This window comes from Actinomyces ihuae, assembly GCF_001457875.1.
Classification (GTDB): Bacteria; Actinomycetota; Actinomycetes; order Actinomycetales; family Actinomycetaceae; genus Pauljensenia; species Pauljensenia radingae_A.
The window spans coordinates 127,206-146,053 of record NZ_CZPX01000004.1 but is presented as its reverse complement, the minus strand read 5'-3'; the positions used below and the strand labels follow the sequence as shown (position 1 = coordinate 146,053).

At 58.7% G+C, this 18,848-nt stretch carries 16 protein-coding genes and 3 tRNA genes; 11 read left to right on the top strand and 8 right to left on the bottom strand.

What is annotated here, in order from left to right; genetic code table 11:
• Position 1 precedes the first annotated feature (1 nt).
• Both BN3002_RS01845 and BN3002_RS01840 read right to left on the bottom strand, forming a co-directional pair.
• Entirely contained in the window at positions 2 to 1,174 is a 1,173-nt protein-coding gene (locus BN3002_RS01845) for a metal ABC transporter substrate-binding protein (RefSeq protein ID WP_082628482.1), read from the bottom strand.
• A gap of 436 nt (positions 1,175 to 1,610) precedes the next feature.
• Positions 1,611 to 1,687: transfer RNA gene (locus tag BN3002_RS01840), tRNA-Pro, on the bottom strand.
• Positions 1,688 to 1,857: 170 nt separating this feature from the next.
• Here BN3002_RS01840 and BN3002_RS01835 point away from each other — a divergent pair.
• From BN3002_RS01835 to BN3002_RS01825, 3 genes are all read left to right on the top strand, one after another.
• Positions 1,858 to 1,931 (top strand) — tRNA-Gly (locus BN3002_RS01835).
• Between the two features lie 277 nt (positions 1,932 to 2,208).
• Entirely contained in the window at positions 2,209 to 2,523 is a 315-nt protein-coding gene (locus BN3002_RS01830; RefSeq protein WP_058236347.1) for a thiamine-binding protein, read from the top strand.
• Between the two features lie 77 nt (positions 2,524 to 2,600).
• Positions 2,601 to 3,203 carry a GNAT family N-acetyltransferase gene (locus BN3002_RS01825; protein ID WP_082628481.1) on the top strand — a complete coding sequence of 201 codons (603 nt, stop codon included), beginning with the start codon at positions 2,601 to 2,603 and terminating at the stop codon, positions 3,201 to 3,203.
• Between the two features lie 94 nt (positions 3,204 to 3,297).
• Here BN3002_RS01825 and BN3002_RS01820 read toward each other — a convergent pair whose 3' ends face one another.
• Positions 3,298 to 3,936, bottom strand: a complete 639-nt coding sequence (locus BN3002_RS01820; RefSeq protein ID WP_058236346.1) for a PepSY domain-containing protein — start codon at positions 3,934 to 3,936, stop codon at positions 3,298 to 3,300.
• 303 nt (positions 3,937 to 4,239) lie between these two features.
• Between BN3002_RS01820 and BN3002_RS01815 the strand changes: the two genes are divergently transcribed.
• From BN3002_RS01815 to BN3002_RS01790, 6 genes are all read left to right on the top strand, one after another.
• On the top strand, positions 4,240 to 5,757 hold the full coding sequence (locus BN3002_RS01815) for an amino acid permease (protein ID WP_058236345.1): 1,518 nt from the start codon (positions 4,240 to 4,242) through the stop codon (positions 5,755 to 5,757).
• 176 nt (positions 5,758 to 5,933) lie between these two features.
• Positions 5,934 to 7,781 (top strand): TIGR03773 family transporter-associated surface protein, encoded by a 1,848-nt coding sequence (locus tag BN3002_RS01810; RefSeq protein ID WP_058236344.1) that lies wholly within the window; start codon positions 5,934 to 5,936, stop codon positions 7,779 to 7,781.
• Positions 7,782 to 9,476, top strand: a complete 1,695-nt coding sequence (locus tag BN3002_RS01805) for an anchored repeat ABC transporter, substrate-binding protein (RefSeq protein WP_257525411.1) — start codon at positions 7,782 to 7,784, stop codon at positions 9,474 to 9,476.
• A gap of 2 nt (positions 9,477 to 9,478) precedes the next feature.
• The gene (locus tag BN3002_RS01800; RefSeq protein WP_058236343.1) at positions 9,479 to 10,576 is read left to right on the top strand and encodes a choice-of-anchor M domain-containing protein; all 1,098 of its coding nucleotides are present in this window, start codon (positions 9,479 to 9,481) and stop codon (positions 10,574 to 10,576) included.
• Between the two features lie 2 nt (positions 10,577 to 10,578).
• Positions 10,579 to 11,412: an anchored repeat-type ABC transporter ATP-binding subunit gene (locus BN3002_RS01795; RefSeq protein WP_058236342.1), complete on the top strand. Its 834-nt coding sequence runs from the start codon at positions 10,579 to 10,581 to the stop codon at positions 11,410 to 11,412.
• A complete protein-coding gene (locus tag BN3002_RS01790) occupies positions 11,406 to 12,287 on the top strand; it encodes an anchored repeat-type ABC transporter permease subunit (RefSeq protein WP_058236341.1) in 882 nt (293 codons plus the stop codon). Before BN3002_RS01795 ends, BN3002_RS01790 begins: the two co-directional genes overlap by 7 nt.
• 81 nt (positions 12,288 to 12,368) lie before the next feature.
• Here the strand turns inward: BN3002_RS01790 and BN3002_RS01785 are convergent, their stop codons facing one another.
• Entirely contained in the window at positions 12,369 to 12,710 is a 342-nt protein-coding gene (locus tag BN3002_RS01785) for a hypothetical protein (RefSeq protein WP_058236340.1), read from the bottom strand.
• A 175-nt stretch (positions 12,711 to 12,885) separates the two neighbouring features.
• Positions 12,886 to 14,235, bottom strand: a complete 1,350-nt coding sequence (locus BN3002_RS01780; protein WP_257525409.1) for a hypothetical protein — start codon at positions 14,233 to 14,235, stop codon at positions 12,886 to 12,888.
• 583 nt (positions 14,236 to 14,818) lie between these two features.
• On the opposite strand from BN3002_RS01780, the gene BN3002_RS01770 reads away from it, so the two are divergent.
• The gene (locus BN3002_RS01770) at positions 14,819 to 15,808 is read left to right on the top strand and encodes an alpha/beta hydrolase (RefSeq protein ID WP_058236337.1); all 990 of its coding nucleotides are present in this window, start codon (positions 14,819 to 14,821) and stop codon (positions 15,806 to 15,808) included.
• 58 nt (positions 15,809 to 15,866) lie between these two features.
• Here BN3002_RS01770 and BN3002_RS01765 read toward each other — a convergent pair.
• Positions 15,867 to 15,939, bottom strand: a tRNA-His gene (locus tag BN3002_RS01765).
• Positions 15,940 to 16,227: 288 nt separating this feature from the next.
• On the opposite strand from BN3002_RS01765, the gene BN3002_RS01760 reads away from it, so the two are divergent.
• Positions 16,228 to 17,505, top strand: a complete 1,278-nt coding sequence (locus BN3002_RS01760; RefSeq protein ID WP_058236336.1) for a hypothetical protein — start codon at positions 16,228 to 16,230, stop codon at positions 17,503 to 17,505.
• A gap of 15 nt (positions 17,506 to 17,520) precedes the next feature.
• On the opposite strand, the gene BN3002_RS01755 is transcribed toward BN3002_RS01760, so the two are convergent.
• Positions 17,521 to 17,871 (bottom strand): metallopeptidase family protein, encoded by a 351-nt coding sequence (locus BN3002_RS01755; RefSeq protein WP_257525408.1) that lies wholly within the window; start codon positions 17,869 to 17,871, stop codon positions 17,521 to 17,523.
• 55 nt (positions 17,872 to 17,926) lie between these two features.
• On the bottom strand, positions 17,927 to 18,841 hold the full coding sequence (locus BN3002_RS01750) for an ATP-grasp domain-containing protein (RefSeq protein WP_058236335.1): 915 nt from the start codon (positions 18,839 to 18,841) through the stop codon (positions 17,927 to 17,929).
• Positions 18,842 to 18,848: the final 7 nt, after the last annotated feature.

The window sequence follows — 18,848 nt, the reverse complement described above, 5'->3', positions numbered from 1 at the left end:
CCTATTTTTCTGCGAGCGTGTCAGGCAGCTGTGGTACGTTCCCGTTCCACGCCTGGACCAGCGTCGTCACGTTGTGAGTGATGGAGCCGACGTAGGTTTGTCCTGCCGACCCGTCGGGTCCGAGGGAGTCGCCGTATAGTGCGTCGTCTCCGACGATTGCTTTGACACCGGCGGCCTGAGCAACTGCCTCGATTGACTTCGAGTTGTTGGAGTTTTCTGCAAAAAGCGCGACCGCTCCTGAGTCCTTGACCTGTTGGGCAGCTTTCTTGATGTGGTCAGCGGTGGCGTCCTGTTGGCTGTTGAAATCCGACAGGGCTGCGCCGATGAACTTCACGCCGTAGTCTTTGGAGAAGTATCCGAATGCGTCGTGAGAGGTGAAGAGGACGCGGTGCTGAGGCGGAACCGAATCGATCGCTTCACGCACCCATCCGTCCAGGTCGGTCAGGGTCTGCGTGTACTGCGCAACGTGCCGGTCGAAGAGGTCCTTGTTGTCAGGCGAGGCTTTGCCGAGGATTTCACCGATATTGCGCACCTGGATGGCGGCGTTCTTCGGGCTGGTCCACACATGCGGGTCGTACTGAAACTCCGGTGTTGCGGCACCATCTTCAGGCGGGAACGGCCACTTTTGCACATCGACCTTCTGCGAGCCGCGATCAATGGTGTAGGGCAGGTCGCTTTCACGCTTAGTCACCGAGGCAGGGTCGTCGACTTCCGCTGCCGTCAGAACTCCCGATGTCACTCCCATGATCCCGTGGAAGCCAGATGCCTGGATTGCTGAGTCAAGGAAGTGTTCCAGGTCGACGCCAGAAACGAACATGATGTCGGCGTGAGCAAGGGCGTCTGCCTGTGCCGGGGTCATCTCGTGTTCATGTGCCGAGGCATTCGGGGCGAGTAGGCACGTCAGGTTAATCGTGGTGGCGGCTGACTGGGCTGGCGCTCCTAAGGCATGAGTGGCGCCCTGTGCGTCAGTTTTGTTGAGCGCCAGCGTCGAGTGCTCATCGGCGTTGCCGGCGATCTGCGTGACGTAATCGCACACTTGGGTGGTTGTAGCCACCACATTCACTGTGTTGGAGGAGCGTTGTGCGCCGGATTGACCATTCGCGGCGGTCGCTCCTGACATGTTCGCCTGGGTATTGCCACAGCCTGCAAGACTAGCCGCCGCCACGGCGACCATCGCTGCTCGAAGGCACACAGTTCTCTTCTTCACTCTTTCTCCCCTTATGTGTGATGCCGCTGGTCGTATTCCCTCCCAGCCCTTAACGATAACGGCTCTCACTATACGCCCAAGTTAGGTTTTCGGTCAACCGAATAATATGTTTGGCTCAATACAATATTTGCTGGGTGTGGGAGTGTCAACGTGCAGATCAGGAGGCAACACAAGAGCACGGCAGCGTGCTGGGTACAGGGGTCTCACTGCAGTGTGTGCAGAGGCACAAAGTGCTGAAGTCAGAGGCCTCGCCGCGATGGATACAAGGGGGTAACCGATGGATTCACAGGAAGAGGCAGTGGCCAGCCACCCTCGAAAATTCGAGAGGAGCGGAACGCAACGGGGACAGCTGAAGAACCCAAGAAGAACGGCACATTCGCAATGAATGACAATAAATCGAAAATGGTCGGGGTGACAGGATTTGAACCTGCGACCCTCTGCTCCCAAAGCAGATGCGCTACCAAGCTGCGCTACACCCCGGTCGGTTTTTCACCGCTTGGAAATGATAATGCATCCGCTCAACGAAAACCAATTCTCGCACTCAATCCGGATTGTGGGATAGATCGTGGTTTTTCGATTTCACTTTTCAGCCCCGGCACGTTACGATCGATTCGTTCACGCGAGCAGTCACGCCTATCGGCGCTGACATCGCGGGCGTAGCTCAATGGTAGAGCCCCAGCCTTCCAAGCTGGTCATGCGGGTTCGATTCCCGTCGCCCGCTCCACTATGATGTGTCGGGGCAGCGTTGACAGTTTGTTGGCGGTGTCTCGATCTTTTTGTGTGTGGGTATGTCCCGACACATCGCCTGCACCCCATGTCAACTATGACGTGACACACCTGTCAACTATGTATTGAAACCAGACAAACAACAAAAAACAGGGTCGCCCCCTCGTTCGGCGCGTGAGGACGTCACTGACACTGCGGCAAAAACGGAAGGCACGCGGTCTTCTGAAGCGGGCAATACGCACGCTTCGAGCGGCACTTCACGATATCCTCAAGGCATGTTATTTGCCTTTTCAATTTCCCCGTCCACGACGGACAGCCCTGACGGTTCGATGGCGCATATCGTGGCGCGCGCCGTCAAAGTCATTCGTGACAGCGGCCTACCCCACGAAACCAATTCGATGTTCACCACCATCGAAGGCACATGGGATGAATGCATGCCAGTGATTCGCCGCGCCTGCGAAGCAGTGGGCGAAGTCAGCCCTCGGGTCTCACTGGTGCTGAAAGCAGACCTGCGCCCCGGTCACTCAGATGAGATGAGCGGGAAAGTGCAGCGACTCAACTCCCAGCTCGACAAGATCGACGGACAGTAACTCCCCCAAGGGAACACCATAGTGCGTGGTCGCGAACGCGTGCGCGAGCATCACGCTATGACCAATACCGTAGGAACATGAGCATCCCTACCGACGCGCCCCAGTCCCGGCCATTCACGATCCGCAGGGCCACACGCGCTGACGTTTCCGCACTGCAGGAACTGTCCATCACGACTTTTACACAGACCTTCGGTTTTCTGTACGCGCCCGATGACCTCCAGAACTTCCTCGAATCGACCTATTCGCCCGACGCGCTCACATCGCTGCTCACTGACCCCCAATGCGCCGTCTGGCTGGCGTTCGATGCGGGCGTTGGTGGAGACACTAATCTCGACGCGCAGGAGACCTCTCAACCGGTCGCGTATGTGCTTGCCGGGCCATGCTCACTTCCCCACCCTGATGTGCGCTCCGGCGACGGGGAGATTAAGCGGCTCTATGTCAGGCAAGGCCTGCAGAATTCAGGCCTAGGTACACAGGTCATGTTCATCGCCGTCGACTGGCTTCTTGAGCGTCAGCCGGACGCCTTATGGCTGGGCGTCTGGTCACGCAACGACCGCGCGCAGCATTTCTATGAGCGTTTCGGCTTCACGCACGCGGGGGAATACCGATTCAAAGTCGGCTGCCACCGCGATCATGAATTCATCGTTAAACGGGCGCTGCATGCCTCACTTCGTCAATGAGGCATGAAATGGGCCCACCGCCTTCAACAGCGGTGGGCCCGAGCTCATACTTTCCGCAGACTACATGCGCTGCATCATCTCCAGCTCACCTGCATCAACCCTCAACTGTCACAGCGCCACTTTCAGCGTCGATGTCGAATTCGGCCAAGTCTCCCCCGGCTTCGTTTTCGAGTTCAACCTCGAAGTAGAACTTGTTGTCGTCATCGTCGTCGAAGTCAGCAGATATGAGGTAGCCATCGGGACGCTCGGCCAGGGCAGCCTTGACCGCATCGGCCAGTGAGATGATTCCAGCATCCGCAACATGCTTGTCGTCTTCATCAAAGTCGTCGTCGATCTCGTTTCGCACGACATTGCCGCTTTGATCAATGACGTAGACACGGCCTTCATTACCCTCAACAACCTTCACTTTCCACTCGGAGCGCTGGTCGTTGGTTTCCAGAGAATAGGCGCGGCCACCGTTCACGCCCTCAGCAGCCGCCACAGCCGCCAGAGCCTGCTCGTTGGATGAAACACCTGATGCCGCAGAGGCCTGATCGTCATCTCCAGATTCGGCGGTGTCATCAGCATCATCATCACGGTCATCGTCCGAGGAAGACTGAGTTGCCTCGCTCGTCGTAGTAGTTGACGTGGGTTCAGATTCAACTGGTGCGGGGTCATTTTGGGAACTGCAGGCTCCGAGAGTGAATGCCAACGCGATCGCAGGGACAAATGCCAGTTTTCGTGTGGTTTTCATGCCTTTACCCTGTCAAGTACTCTCCCACTTTTGCAAGCGATCACGCCAGATTCACGGCGCGCGAAGCATTGCTACCACCCTCAAACGGCGCCAGCGTGCGCAACCCTCGACGTCCGCATGATTATGCATACCTATCAGTAAGTTTCGCTATTTGGATGCCGTTCATCCGACCTTGCGCAAGGTATCCACCATACGAACACTTTTCCACGAGGGCGATTTTTGGCCTACCGTGTTCACATGCATGGTGACAGTCGACTTCTTTGCTGATTCTCGACTGACTGCTTACTCAACGAGGGGGAACGTATGTCTGATTCTGCTGCGACGCCAAAAACTGGCAGCCACGGCACAGCCGATCCACACCTTCGACGCAACCTCAAGGCTCGCCACCTCAACATGATCGCCATCGGAGGCGCAATTGGAACGGGCCTGTTCGTCGCATCAGGTGGCACCATCACCGGCGCAGGGCCAGGTGGCGCACTGCTGGCGTACGGCGCAATCGGCGTCATGGTCTTCTTCCTCATGCAGTCACTGGGCGAGATGGCCACATACTGCCCCTCCTCCGGTGCGTTCGAGGTTTACGCGACGCGCTACGTCTCCAAGTCTTTCGGCTTCGCGCAGGGATGGAACTACTGGTACAACTGGGCGATCACGGTGGCAGCCGAACTCGTTGCCGCCACCATCGTCATGCAGTACTGGTTCCCGCCGGATCAAGTTCCACCGTGGATCTGGTCCGGCGTCTTCCTGCTGATTCTGTTCACCCTCAACGCGTTCAGTGTGCGCGGTTTTGGTGAATCTGAATTCTGGTTCGCCGCCATCAAAGTCGTGACCGTCTTGATCTTCCTGGCGCTGGGTGTGCTGATGATCGTCGGTATCCTGGGAGGCGAATCGCCCGGCCTGACTAACTGGCAGATTGGCGAGGCGCCCTTCGTCAACGGCTTCTGGGGAATCATGGGGGTCTTCATGATCGCCGGATTCTCATTCCAGGGAACAGAAATGATCGGCATCGCAGCCGGCGAGACTGAAGATCCGGAGAAGAACGTTCCCAGGGCTACGCGAGCGGTCTTTTTCCGCATCCTGCTGTTCTATATCGGCGCGATCCTGGTGATTGCCTTCCTCATCCCCTACACCGACCCGTCGCTGCTGCAGGGCGCAAGTGCGGACGATTCCACCGCACAAGGCTTCACCGAGGCCGTCACGAAGTCACCTTTCACGTTGCTCTTTGAGCGAGCCGGCATCGCCGGTGCTGCAGGTGTAATGAATGCGGTCATTTTGACCTCGATTCTGTCTGCAGGAAACTCCGGTGTCTACGTCGCCACTCGCATGCTCTACTCAATGGCGAAGGAGCGTAAGGCGCCTCGTCTGTTTGGTCGTGTCACCTCACACGGTGTTCCCCTGGCAGCTCTGGCCGCTACGTGCCTGATCGGCGCGGCATGTTTCGCCACATCTCGCGTCGGTTCCGGCGTTGTCTACAGCTGGCTGGTGAACGCGTCCGGCCTGGCCGGTTTCATCACATGGATGGGAATCGCATGGTCGCACTTCTGTTTCCGTCGCGCATATAAGGCTCAGGGGAAGGATCCGAAGGATCTGCCCTACCGCGCTCTGCTCTATCCTGCAGGTCCGCTCATTGCGTTGGCGATGTGTGCGATCGTTGTGGTAGGTCAGTCCCTCGACGTGATTGCCGGCGAATTCTCCGTCATCAAGTTCATCGGTATCTATATCGGGCTGTTCTTCTTCCTCGCCATTTGGGGCGGACATAAACTGGTGACGCGCTCGCGCGCAGTTGACCCGATGAATGCCGACCTGTCGCGGACAGCGCAGTAGTTCCGCCGTTCCCTGTCGTAACGGAATCGGCCTCGCGTTCGACGCGAGGCCGATTCCTTATGCGCTGTTCTGTGTGCGCTGTTCTGTGTGCTCTGTTAGACGCCCCACCCTTTTGAGATTGATTTTCACTATGTTAGTGTTGTGCGTATTGATAATCATTCTTGACAGGAGGTCCAATGCGCTTCTTACGCACGCTTGCTCGGCGCCGCAGCGCCAAAGCCCTTGCGGCAGCAGCACTGCTCAGTGTGGTCGCCTCACTCAGCAACGCCATGCCGTCCCCGGCATCCGACACACTCACCCTTGATCACGGTCACGTCGATATGTTTCACCTGAGTACCACCTCCTCAGGTGGAATCGACCTCGACGTGAAAGAAGACGTTACGGGCACAGACGTCCGTCACGCCCCTGAAGATGTCACATTCGTCGTCAAGGAAGCTGCAAAAACAGCGATTCCATCCGATGCAGGTGTGCCCGGTGCACCAGAGGCGTACGTGCTTCCGCAAAAGCAGGATTTCAACCTGCTGTGGCCGGGATGGGACATTTTGGCGTTGGGAGATTCCTACACGGGCGCGAACTTCGACATTTCGTATTCAGGTCCCCAGGGAGGTCACATCGCAGCGTGGATGACACCAGCCTTCGGTGCGCCTCAGTCAGTACTGACCGACAAGTCCCTCGCTTTGGATCCTGCCGGCTCCACTATCGAGCAGCCTTATCTGGCGCATGCGCACGTCAACTGGCTGTTTACACATGCCGGCACCTACACGCTCAAGGTCACCGCGCGGGCCACGCGCACCGATGGCACCCAGGTTCACAGCACCCCACATACGTACACGATCGTCGTAGGACATGCACAGCCTGCCTCAGATTCACAGGGCACTGACGAACCTGGCTCGAAGCCGGGCGAGGGCGAGGCAGCCACGACACCGACATCCCCTGAAGGGGACGAAAGCACCTCCCCGGCAGGTGACGACGCGCAGTCAGGTGACGGCACGCAGTCAGGTGACGGCACGCAGTCAGGCGACGGCACGCAAACGGAAAGCAGTTCACAGACGGGAACTGGCTCACAGGCACAGCCTGACTCGCCAGCCGCCGTCTCGAAACCGCACGCAGACTCACCAGCACACAATGGCTCAGCAGCACAACCAGCCGCGAAAGCAGAACCAGAGAAGTGCATTGCCACCGAAATCACCCGCCCCGCCACCGAAGCGGAGATTGCGCAGGCACAATCTGCTCCCCACGGTGATTCCACAGTCGCCACAACAACCCTGCACTTTTCGGTAGGCCCCAACGCTTCAGGAGATGCGACCGATGGACACTTCGACCTCGGCGTCGGCATCTCGAACGGGCGTGCCGTGGCACTGCTCAAAGACGATCGCGCTCAGCCCGCATCGTGGGTCAATCCGTCAAGCCTGACGTTTGCCGTGGGAGGCGCCGCATATCTCAAAGCACCCTCAGCATTGTCATTCCTCACCACCGCAGGAAAGCCCGTGTGGATGATCGGCTCCACACAGCAACGCGGTGTGCCGTGGCTCGGCATGAACTCACAGCGCCCCGAACTGTCAGGCGCCACAACCGGTCAGGTGCGATGGGCACTCGAGGATGTGCAAGGTCCTGGCCGTCTGGGCGTCTTCTTCTCCGGAGGACTTGGCGGCGGAGTAGGCGAAAAAATCTTCACCGCTCCCGGTGATTCCTTCACACTGCCAGCCAACACTCACGCGCATCCGAACTGGGTCTTCACAGCTCCTGGCCATTACTCCGTGACCATCAGCCAGACACTCACCCCCACCAATGCCGCAGCTTTCGCAGCCTCAGGCGTCCATGTGGATGAGAACGGCCAGCACGTCGTCACAGAAGTCGTGGGCCGCACCCCCTCCGGAAAAGCATGTGAGTTGCCGGAAAACGCCACCAGTCTAGCGTCAACCGGCGCCAACAGCTTTCTGGTTCTTGCCGGCCTTGTGCTCATCGCGGGCCTGGCTGGTCTGGGCATGCACCACGCTGCTCGTCGCACACGCTGCGATCGCTAGATGCCGCTGATCGCCATGTTCCACACATTACGACGAGGGTGGCCAGCCCACCTGCATGCTGCAGCACACACCTTTCGCATCACAGGGCGCGCACTGCTGACACGCACGGTAGTCACCCTCGTCACTGTGGCATCTGTCGCCACGATAAGCGCGTGCAGCGGCATCGGACGCGCGCAAGCAGGTGCCGATCAAACCGGCGCGCTCAAAGTCGTGACAACCACAGGAATCCTGGCTGACCTGGTGCGTCAGGTCGGCGGTGAGCGCGTGTCGGTTAATGCACTGGTGCCCGATGGGGCAGATCCGCATACCTATGAGCCCTCACTGCGCGACATCCGCGACGTCGCCTACGCTGACGTGGCATTTTCGAATTACCTGCTGCTCGAAGAACATGCCATAATCCGCGCGCTCGACGCCAACCTGCCCTCCCAGGCACGCTCGGTGTCCATCGCGGAAGTTGCCGCGGCATACGGTGCGAAAGTACGCCCGCTGGTCGAAGATCGCGCACTGGATACGGTGTGGCTCGGCATGCGGGTAAGCGGCAGCGGGGAGAAATACGGAGCGGATCGAGCATCGGAAATATCCCTGTATTGCACCGGCGCAGACCTACCCGAAGGATCGGTGGCGAGCGCGTGGCTGACCACCACGTTCGGTGCGCCCAGCATCGCCTTTACTGCGGGCGGGCAGACAGAGACTTCACAGACACATGCATGCTCAAATGATCAGATGCGCCTCCCCGCCCAGGCGCACCAGCACATGAGCTGGGGTTTCACAAAGCCAGGGATCTACCGCCTCACGCTGGGAGCGACCATCCGCCCCGGGCGCGGCCTGCCTGACAGCAACCTGCGCAGTGGGACGCTGGTCGTGGCTGTGGGCATTGACCCCGGTGAAATCGCCGCGCGCGAAAGGCGCACCGTCGTCGATTCTGGCCATGCGGATGTGACCGTGGATCTGGAACACGGTGACGTGACCCTCATGGCTGATTCACACGCGGGCGGGGATTCAAGCCTGGAGCGGATCAACCTGGATCGCGCCGTCCTGTCAGTGCCGGCTTCCACTTTGACCTCAATTCCGGCAGATGGCTTCCGATTCCTCGGCCATCCAGGCGACCCGATCTACCTGCTGCCGCAGGCAGTCCTCGGCAAGCATGTGCACGGCGAGATCGACCCGCACCTGTGGCACGACGTATCGAATGCGCGCGCATACGTGCAGGTCATTCGCGACGAACTGATGCGCGCTGATCCCGAAGGGGCCGCAACCTACCAGCGCCGCAGCGCCGCCTACCTCAACGAGCTGGCTGACCTGGACACCTATATGGCCCAGACGATTGAGCAGATCCCGCCCGAACGACGCCACCTGGTCACCACTACTGATGCGTTCGCTTATCTTGCCGACGCGTACGGGTTGGACGTGGCGGGCTTCCTGGCTCCCAATCCGGCCACAGAGCCATCCCTCGCTGACCGCCAAGCACTCCAGGCAGCGCTCAGTGACCTGAAGATTCCCGCCGTTTTCCTGGAGCCGAACCTGGCCCGAGGGCGCTCACCGCTGCGCACGATTGCAGAGGAATCAGGCGTGAAAGTCTGCCCTCTGTACGGCGACACGCTGGATTCACGCGCCCCGACCTACATCGACATGATGCGCGCGAATGCAGATTCGCTGCGCGAGTGCCTCTGCCCTGCTGATTCAACGAAAGAGTAACCGTGACACAATCCCTGATTTCACGCCTGACCAGTGCCGCCCTGGGGGCCCTCGCCGCCACTGCCTGCCTGGCCCTGCCCGCCTTGTCTGCGCCGATGGACGAGGCTGACCCTGCCCTGGATCAGACGGTTAAGGCAGATGAACCCGTTTCCACTGATCCGACCGTGATTTCGCGCGGACACGTTGACATCGGTCCGCGCGTCATCGACGGCACGTGGCAGATCCTGGCGCGCGATGATTCGGCTGCCACACCACTGTGGCGCACCCTGGATTCGGTTGCCATCCACGTGAGCGATGAGTCCATGATGGATGTGCCGGATACAGACGATTACGCCTTTCTAGAAGGCGCGCAGGGTAAGCGCGCCTGGGTGATCCCGCAAACTCAGCAGGTCGATGTGCCCTGGGTCGGGTGGAACACGCAGGATTCGGAGGCACTGAAGCGCATGGGAACGGGCGCCACGATGACGGTTGAACGTGTCGAGGGGCCGGGCCGCATGTGGCTGTTCCTGCAGGACGGTACGTTCGGAGCGCCGCGTGTGCTGGCGGATTCGGGGGCGAACAGCGCTGACGGATCAGCGGGCAGCACACCTGCCGGTGAGGTATGGATGGAAGCCAATACTCATGTGCACGCTAATTGGGTATTTTCTGAGCCGGGCGTGTACCTGGTTCATCTGCGTGTGGCAGCTGACGACGGTGCAGGAAACGCGTCGTCTGACGCGACGGCCCAGGCTGTCATGCGTGTCGCTGTCGGCAGCCAGACTGATCCGCACGACGCCCTCAGGGCTGTGCCCGCAACTGCAGATCCTGCCGATTCTCAGAATGCTTCCGACCAGTCCAGAGCAGGCGAACAAGCTGGCGACAATTCTGCATCCACTGCCGAATCGGCACCGCCCGGTGTTTCCTCACAGGACCAGTCGGCTCTGAAGGGGCCACGGGACGTGTCTGATTCGAATACGTCCGCTCCCCTGTGGATCACCATCATTGCAGCCGTCGTGCTGATTGGTGCCGGCGTGGCGTGGCTTGTGAGCAGGGCGCACAGGAAGCAGCGCGCAGGCTCATCCCTCGTCAATCCGCAGGATTCAGAAAGGACCACTCGATAGGCATGACTCTCACGGTACCAACTGCTGCGGCGGACAGGTCACCGGCAGGCGATGCGCTGAGCGTGTCGGGCCTGAATGTGTCACTGGCGGGCCGTTCGGTTCTGCACAATGTCTGCTTCACTGTTCCTCCCGGCTGCCTGATCGGTCTCATCGGCCCGAACGGTGCCGGCAAGACCACACTGATGCGCGCATTGCTCGGATTGGTGCCGATCAGCTCCGGCAGCGTTCAAGCCGGAGGGACGCATCTGAGTGCGCCGATGATCGGGTACGTTCCTCAACGCCATGAATTCGCGTGGGAGTACCCCATCAGCGTGCGCCAATGTGTCGATATGGCTGCGCGCCTCCACCCCGGCGAGGGATCGCGCACGCTCCGCATGATGCGGCGTTTCGATTCCATCGCACGCCGCGAGCGCCATGAGCGCGTCTCGCGCGCCCTGGATCGAGTCGAGCTGTCGGATCTGGCTTCCCGTCCAATCGGACAGTTGTCAGGCGGGCAGCGCCAGCGCGTCCTGGTTGCCCGGGCGCTCGCCGGTAATCCGCAGTTACTGTTCCTCGATGAGCCGTTCACGGGGTTGGACATGCCCACCCAGGAACTCCTGACTGATCTGTTTCAGCGGCTGACCGGCGAAGGCTGCACCATTATGATGAGTACGCATGACATTGCCTCCGCGCTCCATACGTGCGATCAGCTGCTGCTGCTCAATCGCACGGTGATTGCGCACGGCACTGCCGCTGAGCTTGCTGATCCGACGTTGTGGGTGCAGGCCTTCCACATTCGCTCCGACAACCCGCTGCTGCGCCTGTTGCCGGCAGAACGACTGGAGGACGCATGCTGACGCTCAGCGAGTTTTGGCAGGATCTGCACAATCCCCTGTTGGCTTTCCTGCCTCGGGCGCTTCTGATCTGTGTGTGCTGCGCCGTAGTCTGCGGTGTTGTCGGATCCTACGTTGTGCTGCGAGGGATGGCGTTCATGGGTGATGCAGTTGCCCACTCTGTGTTCCCCGGCCTTGCCATCGCGTTCGTCCTTCAGGGATCTCTGGTACTGGGAGGTGCGATCGCCGGCATCGTCACAGCGGTGCTGGTCGCTCTGTTGTCAGGCAATCGGCGTTTGAAGGAAGATTCTGTCATCGGAGTACTGTTTGCCGGTGCGTTCGCTCTGGGTTTGCTCATCATGTCGAGGGCGCCTGGCTACGCCGGTTCGCTCCAGCAGTTCCTATTCGGTTCCATCACCGGAATACCTGCATCCGATGTTCCCGTTGTTCTGGGTGTGAGCGCTGGGATCATGGTTGTGGTTGCGCTGATGCATCAGCGTTTCCTGGCGGTTGGGCTGGATCGGGAAAGTGCTCGCGCAGCCGGGGTGCAGACGCTGGCTGTGGACGTCTTGCTGGCTGTAGTGATTTCGCTGACGGTTGTCATTTCGGTGCAGACGATCGGAAATGTTCTGGTGCTGGCGTTACTGGTCACGCCTGCTGCGACGGCGCGTCTGCTGACTGAGCGTCTGGGCGTGATGATGATTCTTGGCCCCGCTATCGGGGCGCTGTGTTCGCTGATCGGCGTGTATCTGTCGTGGAGCAGTGATCTGCCGACGGGGGCGACGATTGTTGTCACGCTGACAGTTGTTTTTGTCGTGGCGTGGGTTCTTGCTCCGCGACATGGACTGACAGGCCGCCACAGGCCACGCCGCGTAACCGCATCACCTGCCGCCGCCTAAGCGCCCGCGCCAACAAGGCTTCACGGCTTCGAGACTGCTAGGCGCCGCTGAGACCGCACTCGGCACGCGAGTGCGTAAGGGTTAGTCAGACTGCCCGCGTTCCAGTTCACGCAAGGTGTCAGCCAGGGGGAACCCTTCGTCGGGTTCAAAGCAGAAAGTGGCACTGCCATTGGGGTCTACGCCAATGCTCGTGGTAGGTTCCACTCTGATCAGGGTAAAAGTCCCCACGGATTCCAGAGTTGCCGAATCTCCAGCCAGTAGCACTACCTGAATACCGCCCTGCGCGCTTCCGGCATTCAGATATGTCTGCATAAAGTGATCCTGTACCTGCGGCGCAGTGATCGTCGCGGTGTAATTGCCGGCGTTGTCCAGCCACAGCGGCGCATTCTCACCGATCGTCAGTTCAATTCCGTTGTCACACACTATAGTCTTGCTCCCGTTTTGTCCGTGATTTCCACCGGTGATTGGCTCTGAGTCTGATTGCGACTGTTGATGGGGGCTCTCGCTTTGTCCTGTTTCTCCATCAGAGCACCCGGCAAGGGCACCCATCGCGACTACGAAAGCGCATGCCAGGAGGGCCTGTCTCGTGCCCCCATGTCTACTTCGCATATCCATCTCCAACCGCGATCGAGCCGTAATACTTTCCAAAGTCTTCCCAGGAAATGGTGATTTCACCGGTGGGAGTTGTTCCTCCACCTTCCAGATAGTTGTGGCCCCATGGATTCACAATCGTGACCGTATCCGCTGTCGCGCTCTTGACCTGATAGGCGTGCTGTCCCACAAGTTCGACGTTGATGTCCCGTCCGCTGGAGTCTGTGGCATGGACCACGGCGGTATTCCTGTCCGGATGGAATTGTCCGCTTGTCGTTGCTGTCTCCGCAGTAACAGGCTTGTCAGCTTCAAGCGCACCTCTGACTTCCATCTGATCCCAGGGCTTATATCCTTCTTTGAAGAACAGGAAGCCGTTCGACTTATCGATGACGTGATAGTCCCCGCCGGACAGTTCCTTCGTGGCAGGGCCAGGCCATCCACCGGTGATGCCGCCATTGTTGCCAGGCATCGTTCCGCCCTGATGCATTTGCCCATAGGCCGACTCAAACAGCGAATACACATTCGCTTTCCCGTCTTTTCCACGGGCACCACTCGCATATACGTCATCAACGAATTCAGTTCGTTTCCGACTTTCGTCACGATGAAGCGGATCATCATAGATCGTCACAAAATAGCCGTCGAGTTTTCCATTTTCATCGTAATGGGGCTTGATCATGTTCCGAAGGTGCTCACGCCCTTCTGTCGAGTCATTAAGAGCTATTAATGCCGACAGGAAATAGCAGTCTCCGATTCCCCTCTGGTTCATTTCAAGGGAACCCATATCATCGAGCTGTCTGAGAATATCCTCGAGCTCTTCGTCCGATAATGCGGTGCGATCACTGATATAACTGCCTGATTCGTCTCTGTTGACCGGCTCCAGATGCAGTGCTTCACGCACCAGTGCTGCACATTCAGCACCAAGAGCCTGCGCCTGATCCAGCAATGAACGATATGCCGACAGCAGCCCGTTCCCCTGACGCGCAACAGCTACGATCGTTGGCAGTTTCGCCAGGGGCGGAGCTGCATCAATTTGCGCATCGATTGTGAGCGCCTGGTGATGGAGTTCGTCGGCTTTTCGTTGAAGCGCTGAAACCGAGGCTCCATATCCTACGAGGGCATCGCCTGCCTGGCCGATTCCGTCCACCACATGCAACGCCTGTTTTCGAATCTCTTGATGCGCGCTGTCGAACGATTCGCGCGCTTCCCCTTCCCATGCACGTATTCGGCCAGGAATTCCTTCCAGTTCCTGAGTATTCGTTTCCATCACTTGTGCGGTGGTTTCCACACCTGAGGCTGTTGCGTTAATGGCGGCGGCATCTCCCGGAATATCACCGATAAGAAGAGAAAAGAGCGGCATGGCGATCACGACCTGAATTTGTGTTGACGTTCTGGGTCATATCTGAAACTCCGGGCCCATTGCCCGTCCGTTTGCTCACTTTGCTTCCTGGCAGTCGCAACGGCCTCAGATGTCTTGTTACACCATTGCCCGACTTCCCCAACACGTGTCTGTGCGGCTTGGGAAAATGCTTCGTATGCATCGCTCAGCTCCGGCTGACCAAGCACCCCGATCCCAGGGTGAGCTGGCGTCTTGACAGTGGAGAACGCAGAAAACAGCTGGTTCAGATCGTTCGACAGCTGTTTCATTTCTTCAGGGGACATTGAAAAAGTCATCGTCGATCCTGTCCGGTTGCACTGGCTCTACCGTCACGACACTGAGGTAGATCATGTCTCACATCACACTATCATACAAACTCTAGACAATACAAGTGTTTTCGGTGAAAACAACCGGCACACCTGTCGCTTCGGCTCTCCCATTCAATACGCAGATGACCCTCATCTGGACTGCTCTAACACACAGAGCATTCCAATGACTCGACTGGCTGCAACAAAGTCGGCGTATGATCAGTTCACACGTTGTACCCCAAGGATGCGAAACCACCATGGATGTCTTTACCCAGGCAATCACTCCCAGTGCCACAATTACCGGCTATGCTCTGTCCGCAAGCGAGGAGCTGTCCACAGGTCTTCGCCCTGCAGTCCTGATTTTCCCTGGCGGCGGTTACCAGTTCTGCTCGGACCGGGAAGCAGAGCCAGTAGCGCTCGCCTACGCAGCTGAAGGATTCAACGCATTCGTCGCCCGCTACGCAGTGGGTCAGGACGCACCGTGGGAGCAGTCTTTTGACGATGGGCAGGAATGCATGCAGTGGGTGCGTCGACACGCACGCAAGTATGGCAGCGACCCTCATCAGATAGCTGCAGTTGGCTTTTCGGCGGGTGGCCACCTGGCGGCATCCATTGCAACGACGCGCGGTGACCGGCCGGACGCCCTCGTCCTTGGTTACCCCGTCACGCGAGCCGAGTTCGGCCCTTTGATGGGTAAGGAGATCCTCGATGTGGTCGATTCAGTTGACGAATCCACTCCTCCCACATTCGTGTTCACCACTCAAAGCGACAGCCTGGTTCCCGCTTCCAATACGACTGATCTGGTCAGCGCGCTGATGGCGCACAACGTGCCCGTGGAGGCGCACATGTACCTTCTGGGTGCTCACGGCCTCAGCCTGGCGAAGGCTCACACGGCTAACGGGCAAGCGGGAAGCACAGATGAGGCGGTTGCGCAGTGGTTCCAAGCTTCCGTTACATTCCTGCGGCGCATTTTCTCCCCCTTCCCGCTCGAGGGTGCTGCGATGACGTGGAAGTCCTATACAGATACGCGCCGAGTGGGGATCGACATGCGAGTCGATCGCCTCCTGGCAGTTCCTCAGGCACGCGCGATCCTGCAGAAACTGGCACCTGAGCTTTTGGCATTCGTGGAAGCACATCCGGCGTCAGCGCACATGTCTGCACGCATCCTGTTCGAACAGGCACCCGACCTTTTTCCTGAGGACACGATCCGTCAGGTCGAAAACGAGCTCACCGCTTGCAACAGGTGAAGACTCCGCGTATTCAAGCGAAAACCCCGCAACCTCAAGGCTACGGGGCTTCCCTGGGGGTGGCTGACGGGGCTCGAACCCGCGACGTCCTGGACCACAACCAGGTGCTCTACCAGCTGAACTACAGCCACCATTGCCGCACCGACCGGTGCAACGAATGCTAACTCTATCAGAGTTCACGCCGGACCTGAAAATTCTCACGCCGCCTCCGATGGTGGCATCGAACACGTCCCGCGTTCACCGCTGCACGCTCCATCGTTCGCAACATCACCGTAAACAATTCGGAACATGTTAGTGAAAGTTCTGCATCAATTCTGCAGCATCGATCCTGATCGCCGCACTTCCACCTCAGCACCCATGTTTTGCCTAGTATCATGCGAAAAAGACCGCTTCTTAAGCATATGTAAAGGAGACGAGCGATGTCGTTCCCACGTCGCGCACGATCAGGTCACCGGAACGCAGGAATCATCACCCTCAGCGCATTGTTATCGCTTGGCCTTCTGGTCGGGTGTTCCAGCGGAGGCGGTGCTACTAAGAGTGATGACAATGCCAGTGGCGGTGGCACAGCATCTGCCGATGGTGAGATCCCCACCTATGACCCGATTGCTATCGTCGCTGAAGAAGGATCTTGGGTTGACCCCGCTTACATCAACGGTTTCGAGGAAATAGAGTTCAACAAGAACGACGCCACCACCTTGCAAGCGGTGGCAGCTGACTCCTCTTATTACGTTGCCTGGAATGCCGACGATCACCTTGCAGCCCAAGGCATCAGCATTCCGGATGGACAAGTCATGTGGAGCGACACTGAAGACTACATGCAGTGCGCAGAGACCCCGAACCATTCCGTCAACGGCAGCACCATCTGCTTTTATAGCTCTGACGGCAGAGTGTCTGATGATGGTTACGCGGAGCTTTTCGACGGTGAGACAGGCAAGCGGACACCACTGCTCGAAATCAAAGGCGGTGTCATTAGGAGCATCAAGCCATTCGGCATACGTGACAACGTGGTGTATGCTGCCCTCGACGTCAATTTCACGGGCGACATGATCGCGGCAGTGGCACTGGACGGCAGCGGCACCAAGTGGTCCGTCGACGCTCACGGAGCCGACTGCACAATTGCTGAAGAGGTTCTGGTGTGCGATAACGGCGAAAAGCAGATCACGGCATACGACCTCGAAACAGGCGAACCCACAATGGACCCCGTGGGCGGCGAAGAAAGCTGGGTTCAGACGTTCAGCGACGGATACATCGTCTACGACTCCTCAGCAGATGACGAGGAAGCCGAACATACAATTTACGCCTACGACGGCACAGAAAAGGGTACCTTCAAGGGATTCAGTGAAGAGCTTGCCGATAGCGTGGTCAGTCATTCTCTGGTTCCGTCCTCGGCGATGTTTGCCCATCGGGAAGATGGCCCTGCCAGCGTCGACGCCAAGGGAAACGTCGTGACGATCAGGCACGACCGCGATAGCCTGTTCGCCACCACTGGCTTTAACTTCGACGATATGGGCGAAGTCAAAGCCGTGGCAGCCGACGGAAGATTCGTTGTGATGAGAACTGATGACGGGTACTTCATCGTCACCCCCGACGGAAAGACTCAGCACGAGATTCCCGGGGAAGATTTCAGGGTCTTTGATGGGCACATCGTCATCGACGAAACCGGTCCTGAGGCTCGCCTGCTGGTCCCCAATAAATAGGCCAAAGCGGGTTGCTTAGCCCCACCCCCACTGGTCGAGCTCTTCGTCGTCAACACCGAAATAGTGAGCGACCTCGTGGATGACCGTTGTTCGTACCTCGTCCTCGACTTCTTCGAGCGTGTCGCACACGGCCAGGGTGGGGCGACGAAATATGAAGATACGATCCGGCAGCATCCCGGCGTAGTCGCTGCGCTCAGTCAGAGGCACGCCATCATACAAACCCAACAGGTGCAGAGAATCTTCGGGTGGGTCGTCCTCGACAATGAATGCAACATTGTCGATTGCTCGCCACAGTCTTTCGGGGATCTCATCGACTGCACGCGCCACCATCTGTTCAAACTCATCAAAGCTGGCGTCAACGCTCACGCCGGCCCGCCCTCACAGGATCTTGCGGGCGCACCTGCCCGCAGCACCACAATGCTCACCAAAACGCGCGCATCGCAATAGCGTCAGCAAAGTTGTTCATGGCGGCAGGTGACGAGGCAAGATACAGGTCCGCATCCACCAGTGACACTTCCATCACCCTGAACGAGCCCTGCCCGTCGGGAACAAGGTCAACCCGGTTGTACAGGAACAGCTCGTCGCGGCCCATCCGATCACGCACATACGAATGCAGGATGGAGCGGATCAACTCGCCCCACTGCCACTGCTCGGCACTCGCGTCACGCGCCTCGACCACTGATTCACGGAACACAGGTGCCGACATGGTGTCCGGGGACAGCATTGCGGTTTTTTCAACCGAGTGCGAAACCAGGCCGTTGAAGAACAGCAGCGAGATCTCACCGTGAATATCGATGTCCTCCAGGTAGCGCTGCACCATGACCGAACGGCCCTCCGACAGCATCGTCATCGCGTGCATGATCGCGGCCTGACGCTGCTTCGTGTCGTTGGCGGAGTACCGACCCACATCGCGCACACCCGAGGACACAGCCGGCTTCACGACGAAGTCACCCGAGGCGGGAAAACGTGCATGCACCTGATGCTTCGACAGGTTCTGTTCCGGCTCCAACCACATCGTGGGAATCACCGGAAGGCCACGCTTCTCCAACTCAATCATGTAGTGCTTATCCGAGTTCCACTCCAGCACATCGGGGTGGTTGAGTAAACGTGGAACCGAGCGGCTCCACTGGATGAAGGCATCACGGTCAGTGGCGTAGTCCGACACTGAGCGGACCACGCTGACACCGGCATCATCCCAGTTCACGTTCGGGTCGTTCCACACTGCAATGTGCGGATCGGTACCTCGCTCGACCAGTGCATCAAGAAGTCCGACATCATTGGTGTACAGGTCAGGCATCTCCGCTGACGTTACGAGCGTTACCTTCGGTTTCGACATGACTCCA